Annotated in this window: 9 protein-coding genes; 1 reads left to right on the top strand and 8 read right to left on the bottom strand. The window is 55.5% G+C overall.

Translation table 11 applies throughout. The annotated features are described in order from the left end of the window. Positions 1-295, bottom strand: a 295-nt coding sequence (locus tag PHW69_06270) for a hypothetical protein (GenBank protein ID MDD4004794.1), incomplete at its 3' end; no start/stop codon positions are given. 76 nt (positions 296-371) lie between these two features. Next, positions 372-2075 (bottom strand): glycosyltransferase family 39 protein, encoded by a 1704-nt coding sequence (locus PHW69_06265; GenBank protein ID MDD4004793.1) that lies wholly within the window; start codon positions 2073-2075, stop codon positions 372-374. Between the two features lie 268 nt (positions 2076-2343). On the opposite strand from PHW69_06265, the gene PHW69_06260 reads away from it, so the two are divergent. Beyond that, a complete protein-coding gene (locus PHW69_06260; GenBank protein MDD4004792.1) occupies positions 2344-2844 on the top strand; it encodes a hypothetical protein in 501 nt (166 codons plus the stop codon). A 983-nt stretch (positions 2845-3827) separates the two neighbouring features. Here the strand turns inward: PHW69_06260 and ablA are convergent. The 6 genes from ablA to PHW69_06230 form a co-directional block, all read right to left on the bottom strand. Next, on the bottom strand, positions 3828-5093 hold the full coding sequence (ablA, locus tag PHW69_06255) for a lysine 2,3-aminomutase (GenBank protein MDD4004791.1): 1266 nt from the start codon (positions 5091-5093) through the stop codon (positions 3828-3830). A gap of 11 nt (positions 5094-5104) precedes the next feature. Continuing rightward, positions 5105-6142, bottom strand: coding sequence for a zinc-binding dehydrogenase (locus tag PHW69_06250; protein MDD4004790.1), 1038 nt, complete (start codon positions 6140-6142; stop codon positions 5105-5107). 2 nt (positions 6143-6144) lie between these two features. Then, on the bottom strand, positions 6145-6972 hold the full coding sequence (locus tag PHW69_06245; GenBank protein ID MDD4004789.1) for a 3-keto-5-aminohexanoate cleavage protein: 828 nt from the start codon (positions 6970-6972) through the stop codon (positions 6145-6147). Between the two features lie 2 nt (positions 6973-6974). Then, positions 6975-7634, bottom strand: a complete 660-nt coding sequence (locus PHW69_06240; GenBank protein ID MDD4004788.1) for a 3-oxoacid CoA-transferase subunit B — start codon at positions 7632-7634, stop codon at positions 6975-6977. Continuing rightward, positions 7631-8284 carry a CoA transferase subunit A gene (locus PHW69_06235; protein MDD4004787.1) on the bottom strand — a complete coding sequence of 218 codons (654 nt, stop codon included), beginning with the start codon at positions 8282-8284 and terminating at the stop codon, positions 7631-7633. Before PHW69_06235 ends, PHW69_06240 begins: the two co-directional genes overlap by 4 nt. 157 nt (positions 8285-8441) lie before the next feature. Continuing rightward, positions 8442-9254 (bottom strand): hypothetical protein, encoded by an 813-nt coding sequence (locus tag PHW69_06230; GenBank protein MDD4004786.1) that lies wholly within the window; start codon positions 9252-9254, stop codon positions 8442-8444. Positions 9255-9427: the final 173 nt, after the last annotated feature.

The following is a 9427-nucleotide window of genomic DNA, read 5'->3' as shown; positions in this document are numbered from 1 at the left end:
AGAGCAGTTGCCTGCTCTCCGTCGGGAATTGAAAGGCGGAGCCATGTTTTTGTTTGAGCGGAGCGAAAAGCAAAAACGGCGAGCCGGGGCCGCGCAAAATTCCCGTCAGGGAATTTATGAGTGGCCAGTTCCTGTTGGGCGCACCAGCTTTAAAAGGACCGTTAATAACGGTCCTTTTTTTGTTTTCAGAAACGGAATAACCGGGTTTTGCGCGCCCAAAGGAGAGCAGTTGCCTGCTCTCCGTCGGGAATTGAAAGGCGGAGCCATGTTTTTGTTTGAGCGGAGCGAAAAGCAAAAACGGCGAGCCGGGGCCGCGCAAAATTCCCGTCAGGGAATTTATGAGTGGCCAATTCCTGTTGGGCGCACACTATTCACTCCGGCAGCACCACTTTGGATATGCGCACATACGCTTCCGCGGTATTTTGAATTTCCGCCAGCGGTTCCAGCGGATACTCTTTGCTTAGGGTGTGCTCCGGTATAGGCCGGCCCGTGTCGTAGCGGATGTCTTGCAGGATCACGATATGGCTGCACAGATGGCGCCGCAGCCGGTCAAAAGTTTCTTTGACGTGCGAGTTGGCATACTTGAAAGAAATCGCGCCATAGTCCGCCACCACATACTGGCCGGGCCGGTCGGTCACCACGAGTAAATTCCTGTCATCCGCTTTAGCCAGGAAATCATAGACATAATCCGTCGCCCTGATCATGGTGATGCAATTGGGGAACCGCCGTTCCATCGCGGTCGGATGATAAAGAGAAAACAGCGCCAATGACAAAATCAGGAAAAACCACGGCTTGACTTTAAAAACATCCACCAGAAACACCGAAACCATAAAAACGCAGGCTGCCGAAAACCCGATGAACCATCTGGCGCTGACAGGATGAGCATAGGACGGGACAAAGAAATGCGCGCAATTTATTAACACATTCAAGCCCACCGCGCCGCCCGCTATCGCGGCGAACTGGACTTTCAGCCGGGTATCATAAAGTTTTTTAGCCGCTGGTATCACCAGCCATATAATACAGAGGAAAGCCGCCAGATTGATGATGTTATTGTACGGCGGCTTGAAAGTAAAATCAAACTGGCTGTTAAGCATGAAACGCAGATTGCTGGATAAAGAGGATACCGAGAAAATTGTCGTGCCGGCCGGATGTTCATAGTTTCCGGCGGTAAGAATCCGCTGCCAGGCGATCGGAAAGAAAAAAGGCACGGACACCAGCGACAGCAACAACACCCGCTTTTTGTCGGGCACGCGCCTGAACGCGAACAGCAGCGCGAATATGACCGGCAGATAAATGAACGACTCGTAGCGCGTATTCGCCAGCATCAGCAACGTCATCCACAGCAGGTTCAGTTCCTCTTTTTCCGGGTTGTGCAGGTATATCCACACCATCAGCAGCGCCAGCGCCATGAAAAACGCCGCCAGCAGGTCAAACCCTCCGCCGGTCGCGTTAAGCGTGAAAATCGGGTAAGATGCAAGCAGTACGCTGGCGGCCAGTCCGCCCGCAAGTCCGCCGCGCGGTTCGAACACCCGATAAAACATAAACAGAAAAGACCACCCAACCAGAAAATTCAGCACGAACAGGTTCGTCCACTTATAACCCAGCACCAGATGCACAATACTGAGCAGGAACGGAAACAGAAAAGGCCGTTTTTCCTTCTCATAATTTGTTACCTGCAGGTTGCCGTAATAGAAAAATCCCATGGTCGGGTTCTGCACGGTATGCTCAAACAGCATCGAGCGGGAAACGCCGAGCAGATTCGTTTCATCGCTCAGCACGCGGTAGCCCGGCTTGACCGACATGAAGACAGCGCCCATGAGCGCCAGCGTAAGACAAAGGCCTTTCCAGTTGCGCGCGAGGAATTGTTTGAAAGAGAGATTTATTTTCGAAAAATAGCGGACCAGCATAACGGTCCACACAAGAAACATTCCCAGAATTATGTAGTACGAACTTTTCACAAAACATATCCGCATGATTTCCCGGTTGGGAATAGCGGCCACGATCGCAAAAAATATAGCTGCCGCCAGCGCGAACGAGCCTGCAACCAAAAACCTGATTCTGTTAAATTCATTCATACACGAACTCCCTAGATTACAAAAGGAATACTCCCGCCTGCCGGAATTGGAACCGCACAACCTTCTGCCGATATCACAATTGTTACTTATTTTACAATACAGCGCAATTAACCACGATGAAGAAAAGAAACCTTGCGCGCGCCTGGGCCGGAACACCACCCCGCCCCCAGCCCGTAAGGGCCGGCAAAAACCGGGCCTTATGGCACTTGCCAGCCACAGAAGAACGAAGTAGACTTTATGCAGTGAAACGATAATGAGGAGAGAGTGAATGAAACTGATCCTGACAGCAGTGGCATTGGCGGTATTATGCCCGGCCGGTTTTTCCGGACAGATTCCCGTAAAAGAAGTTTCCGGCATCGAGGCTGGTAAATCCCCGTTCAGCATACCTAACTATTACAGCCTCAATTCCTACAAAACCCAGAGCGAAGCCGTTGAAGCGATGAACCAGGTCAAGGAAACAATGCAGAAAGCCGGCCTGCCCGTCATTGAAGCGGTTGTGGTGAGAGAATCGTTCAGCGATCATGACACACTGGTCAATGAAAACTATTCCTTTACAATAACCTATGTCAAAAACTCGGCGGTCGAACTTGCAAATTACGAAAGCGCCGTTCAATACAAAACCAAAGAACAGGCTGTTGCCGCGCTTAATGAAATCTCGGGCAAACTGCAAGCGGCGGGATGCGCCTTGCTGGAAGTCGGGCTTGTACATTATACTTACGGCAGCAACGGAGTATACTCGGTTGTTATAAACTACGTCAAAAACAAATAACTCCCTGACCATAAAAAAGGCAATGCCGGCAAGGCATTGCCTTTTTCAATGAATTCAGCTTGCAAAAACCCGGCGCGCAAACCGGGAAATGAAGCATGTGTCCCGCCGCTGGCGGCGCAAACGACAGCCGGAGCAGTCCCGTAAAATGACAATCCGTCGTTCCGAAAAACGACGGATTGCTGTGCCGTAACCGCGGCGGGTAACCGCGTTTACTGACTCATCGGATTCTACGGTCAGTCTGCCCGACAGCAACATAGTCGGGAACACTCTTAATCGCAATATTGTAGCAGAATTTACATAAATTTTACAGTGTCTAAAATAAAATTTACAAATTTACATACCAGCCGTTGCCGAACCGTCCCGACTTTTTCGCCCCGCTCCCTATTTGTTGAATACGATTATATTAAATGGCGGTGGAAATATTTACATGATTTACATTTTCCGTTTTTGCCCCGCAATTGCATAATATTTAACAGACAATCAATAGAACCCATCCGCGCCAGCCAAATCTGTGCCGAATAACGGTTTTTGGCATAGCGGTTCCGGAATTGTCGCCGCTTTCCGCGCAAATTTTCACGCATCATCACTGCCTGCCAAAAGCATAAATACAAAATTCGGCGGTTGTTCGGGATTCCTGCTCCCCAATCCCCCGTTTTCCGTGCGCAAAACGCATAAAATCCTGTATACAAAGTGGAAATAACTGAACAATCAGATTGGCCCCGGGCGCGGAATACATGAAACTCCCCCGGCTGTGCCCTTGGCCTGCCGGTTGTTATTACGCTTTACCGGCAAGCCGGGGGTTTCTTTTGATCCCGGTTTCGTTTGCACTGCTACGCAGGGTTATACACTAATCCCACTGCTTGAGCTATGCCATGCCGTCAAGCATTATGTCGTGCCGGCGCGCCGGGTTTTTGTGAGCGGAATTTATAAAAATCCCCCGTATGGATTTTTCATACGGGGGATCCGGATATGCGTGACGCGGATCATCTGCGTTTGCGGCGTTTTATATCCTTGGGCTCAAGACACAGGAGCGCGCCGTTCAAAAGACCGGCCACGCCGTCTGCCGTTTTATAGCGCGGGTCGGAGCAGACTTCGCCGCAATGCGTTTCATCGGAATAAATATTCTCCGGCTGGGTATAGGTCGTTATAACACCCTCGTAATTGCGCAGCACGGCGCGCCGGTCCGACATGGAGATCAGATAGGTGGGCATTACCGGAATTTTTCCGCCGCCGCCCGGCGCGTCCACCACGAAGGTGGGAACCGCCATGCCGGTGGTGTGCCCGCGAAGCGATTCGATGATCTCGATTCCTTTCGACACCGCCGTTCGGAAATGGGAAATCCCTTTCGACAGGTCGCACTGGTAAATGTAATAAGGCTTTACCCGCGACATCAGCAGCTCATGCACCAGTTTTTTCATTATCGGAGGCTGGTCATTCACGCTTTTGAGCAGCACGCTCTGATTGCCCAGCGGAATGCCCGCGTCGGCGAGCTTGCGGCAGGCCTCGCGCGCTTCGGCGGTCAGCTCCTTGGCGTGGTTGAAATGGGTGTTCACATAGAGCGGATGATACTTTTTCAGCATATTCACCAGCTCGTCGGTAATCCGCATCGGCATGACAACCGGCACGCGGCTGCCTATGCGGATGATCTCCACATGCTCGATCGCGCGAAGCTTTTTAAGCAGCGCTTCCAGCTTGCCGTCCGGCAGGGTCAGCGGATCGCCGCCCGAAATAAGCACGTCGCGCACGGTTTCGGTGCGGCGGATATATTCGATTGCCCGGTCAATATTTTCGGACGACATGTGTCCGTCTTCAAACCCCACCAGCCGCCGGCGCGTGCAGTGCCGGCAGTTCATGGAGCAGATATTGGTCACGAGCAGAAGCACCCGGTCGGGGTAGCGGTGCGTAAGGCCGGGCACCGGCGAATCCACGTCCTCATGCAGAGGATCGTCGAGATCGGAATAATTATCGTCCAGTTCCGCGATCCGCGGCACCGCCTGAAGCCGGACCGGGCAGAACCGGTCCTTCGCGTCCATCAGCGCGGCATAGTACGGCGTTATAGCCATGCGGAATTTCCTGAGGCACTTTTCCAGCTCGTGCTTCTCCGCGTCGTCCAGCTCGATAATACGGCCGAGCGTATCAATATCCTTTATGTTATTGGCCAGCTGCCATTTCCAGTCGTTCCACTGTTCCGCGGTCACCCGCGCGAACGCCGGAATTTTCCTGTAATCAACCGTAGGATGCTTTTTCATAGCCTGTCGCCTCAGCTGTAGGTCTGTTCGTACATCTTGCGGATCACTTCCGATTCACGCAGCAGATTCAGGGTGATTTCGGCGTGGTCTTTGGTGTAGCCGTTGCCGATAATCATGTCAACGTCGCGGCCTATGCCTTCCGCGCCGAGCGCGGCTTTGGTGAACGAAGTCGCCATGCTGAAGAAGTAAACGACGCCGCCGTTGCGGGTCATCATGATGGAACTCATCTCGGTGTTGGGAATATTGACGCAGTTGATGACGAGATCGGCCAGCCTGCCCCCGGTCAGTTCGGAAATTTTTTCGTAGCAGGCCACCGCGTCGGTCGCGCTCATGCGCGCGACGTCGGTGCAGAACCCGGTTTCGCGCACTTTCCGCTCGCCTTTCTCCGACGAACAGATCCCGATGACCCGGCCCGTCACGCCCGCCCGTTTGCGGGCCTCGTAACAGCACAGAATGCCGCTTTTGCCCGACGCGCCGATCACCACCACCGTCTGCCCCGGCCGGACCAGCTTCGCCGTCTGCGCCGGCGCGCCCGCCACGTCGAGCACCGCAAGCGCCAGGCTTTCCGGCATATCGGCCGGCAGTTTTGCGTAAATCCCGGTTTCAAAAAGCACGGCTTTGCCCTCGATCCTGACCTGATCAATGTCTTTTTTCACTTCCACGATCCTGTCAATCCGCAGCGGCGTGAGCGACAGCGAAACAAGGCTCGCTATTTTATCGCCGGGCCTGAGTGCGATCCGGCCTTCCAGCGCGGGCCCGATCCTGTCCACCGTGCCGATGAACATCCCGCCCGAACCAGTCACCGGATTCTGCATCTTGCCCCGCTGGCTCACAATGCCAAGTATCAGCGACTTGATCTTTTCGACGTCCCCTCCGGCTTCCTCCTTGAGCTGGGTGAAGCTCGCAGAGTCAATATTGAGCGTGTCAACATTGACTATTATCTCGTTGTCATACAGTTCCATATCGTTGGACAGCTTCTGCGCGGGCTGCGGCAGCGCGCCCTGCGGTTCGATTACACGGTGACAGCCAAACGGATTGCCCTTCTTCATGATTAACCCTCCCTCAGATTGAATTGTTTTCTAACTTCCGCGGCGGTGGCGGGCTCGAAACCGGACTCGCGGCAGATGCGCACCGCGCGTTCCACCAGCTGCGCGTTGCTCCTGGCGAGCACGCCTTTCGAATAATAGACGTTGTCCTCAAACCCGGCCCGGATATGGCCGCCCAGCAAAATGGCGTAATGGATCGCGTCAACGAACGCCTTGCCGCCGACCCCGATCACCGTCCAGTCCGCGCCCGGCGGCAGTTTCCGCACGAACATGTCCATCACGTCCGGCTCGAGCCGGACGGCGCCGGGCACGTTCATCACAAAACTGTAGTGATACGGCGCGGCGATAAGCCCCTCTTTGATAAGGAGCTGCGCGCTGTGGATATGCGACAGGTCAAAACATTCCAGTGTCGGCTGCACCCTGTATTTCTTCATCTCGGAGGCGAACTCGCGCATTACCGGCAGGGTATTGACGATATAATCATCGCCGAAATTAACGGTTCCGCAGTCGAGCGACGCCATGTCCGGCGACAGCGTGACCGGAGCCAGCCGCTCCTGCGGCGTCATGCCGACCGCGCCGCCCGTGGTCACCTCTATCACCATGTCGCATTTCCTGCGCAGCAGCGCAATGGTCTTTTTAAACACTTCCACATCCTGCGTGGGGTCGCCCTTCCCGTCACGCACATGCATATGGCAGACCGCCGCGCCTGCAAGATACGCCTCATGGGCCGAGTCGGCGATCTCCTCCGGCGTAAGCGGCACGTTAGGGTTGTGCGCGCGCGTGGTTTCCGCGCCGGTCACGGCGCAGGTGATGATTTTTTTGTTCTTTTCCATAATCAGAATTTCCCCACGTTCTCCGGCACGATCAGTTCGGCGCCGGTGGCGGCGTGAACGGCGTCGAGCGTGGTGTCCTCCGCGATTTCCTCCAGCACGAGCCCCTTGCCGGTCACGCGGATTACCGCCATGTCGGTCACGATCAGGCTCACCACTTTCTTGCCGGTCAGCGGCAGAGCGCAGCGTTTCAGTATTTTATGCGCGCCGTTTTTATTGACGTGCTCCATCGCCACGATCACTTCTTTCGCGCCCGCCACCAGATCCATCGCGCCGCCCATGCCGGGCACCATCTTGCCGGGGATCTTGTAATTGGCCAGATTGCCTTCCTCGTCCACTTCAAGCGCGCCCAGCACCGTAGCGTCGAGATGCCCGCCGCGGATAATCGAAAAAGACATCGCCGAATCAAAAAACGCGCCGCCCGGCACAATGCCCACCGGGGCGCCTCCGGCGTTGACCACCGCCATATCCTCCTTGCCCGGCTCAGCCGGGCCAAGCCCGGTGAACCCGTTTTCGGAATGCAGGAAAATCGTTTTATCGGCCGGCAGGAAATTGGCGACCAGAGTCGGCAGCCCTATGCCCAGATTGACCAGGCTGTTGTCCTTGAATTCTTTCGCTATGCGTTTGGCGATACGCTCGCGTTTCAGCTGCTTGTCGTCGCTCATTTGCCGGCCTCCACTATGGATTTGATGAAAACGCCCGGCACGGTAACTTTATCGGGGTCCAGCTCTCCGCGCTCCACCACCGTGCGGGTTTCCACCACCGTGCGGTGCGAAGCCGTCGCCATGACCGTATTGAAATTCTTTTCGGACTTGGCTATGAAAGTGTTGCCCGCCCGGTCGGTCACGGTGCCGGAAATGAACGCAAAATCCGCCCGCAGCGGAGTTTCCAGCAGATAATCCCGCCCGTCAAGAGAGATTTTCTGCTTGCCGTCCTCCACTTCCGTGCCGATCCCGGTCGGGGTGAGCACCCCGCCAAGCCCCGCGCCGCCGCACCGGATGCGTTCCGCCAGCGTGCCCTGCGGCACCAGCTCCACTTCCAGCGTGCCGGCGAACATCTGTTTCGCCACTTCCGGGTTAAGCCCCACATGCGAAGCGATCAGCTTTTTTACCCGTTTGGCGGCAACCAGCTTGCCGAACCCGCGGTCCGGCCAGCCGCTGTCGTTGGTGATAACGGTCAAATCCTTTACGCCGCAGTCCAGCAGCGCGTCAACGATCGTCAAAGGCTGCCCGCAGCACATGAACCCGCCTATCATGATTGTATCGCCATCCCTGACTTCTTCCGCGGCGGTGGCGGCTGTTATTATTTCTTTCATATTTTCAGCGTCCTCGAACATTTGAGCAAGATTTCATTTAATTATAACATAATCGCGCCCGGATAAAAGACGGCGCGCCGCAACTCCGCGCAGCTTCCGTAGAAACGGAAAAAAGACCGCCTGCGCGATCTTTTTGCCCGATGGAAAACAACTCCTCTTATTTTGCGGATCCGGGTCTGCCCTGCAGCGCGAACCGGCGCGCCATCTTGCCCAGCCGCGCGGTATGCTTGTTTATCTGCATGGCGGCCACCACGTTCGGATGCGTCAGGATATTGCCCAGCGCGGGATCGGCATCGAGCAGCCGCCTGAATAAATTCGGATCTTTGGCGAGCGTGCGGCCAACCGGCGAACGCGCCAGCTGCTTCATGAAATCCGACCGCACCACCGCCGCCACCAGCGACGCGTTTTCCAGCCCCCGCACGATATTTTCGTTCGCCAGCAGTTTGGCGAGCGATTTGGAGGACTGCACGTTGCCTATCAGTTTTTTAGGCGTTTTGAGCGTCTTCTTAAAACCCGGCAGCGACAGTACCAGCTTTACCGTTTCCGTGCTGTTCAGCACCGACTCGACAAGATTGGCGTCACCCCGTTCAAACGCCGCCCCGGTTTCCCGGATGAATCTGTTGCGGATTTGGGCGCGCCGTCTGGCCCTGTCCTCTTTGCTGAGAGTGCCGCCTTTCCTGCCCGCCGGCGCGCTGTATTTGACGAGCATGCGGCCTTCGCCGGTATCGTCCGGGTCGTCCTGCACGGGGGCGGAGCCGACTTCAGGCAGACGGGGCACCTCGCGGACCGGCCGCACAAGTTCTTTATCCGTCCGGAACGACTCGGCCTGCTTTTCCGTAATCTCCACATCGGACGAATTGACCTTTTTCACCCACTTGATTATCGGCCACGCCGCCAGCAGGTAAACCGGCGACAGGTAAATGAAAAGCAGTAAAAAACCCGGCAACGGCCGATTCTGTTGTTGAGCCATAACAATAGTCTATAGGCGCGCGGATGCGCTGTCAACCGGAATTAACTGCCCGCGGCCCGGTTTTACGGGGCCGCGGAGCCGGGCAATTCAGTCGTTGCGTTTCGCCCGTTCGACGTAACCCGCATGAAACTTTTTCATTTTGCCGACCAGTTCGCGGATATCGTCTTTCGGAG

The sequence above is a fragment of the Elusimicrobiaceae bacterium genome, assembly GCA_028700325.1.
Taxonomy (GTDB): domain Bacteria; phylum Elusimicrobiota; class Elusimicrobia; order Elusimicrobiales; family Elusimicrobiaceae; genus JAQVSV01.
This window is presented reverse-complemented; position numbering and strand designations above follow the sequence as displayed.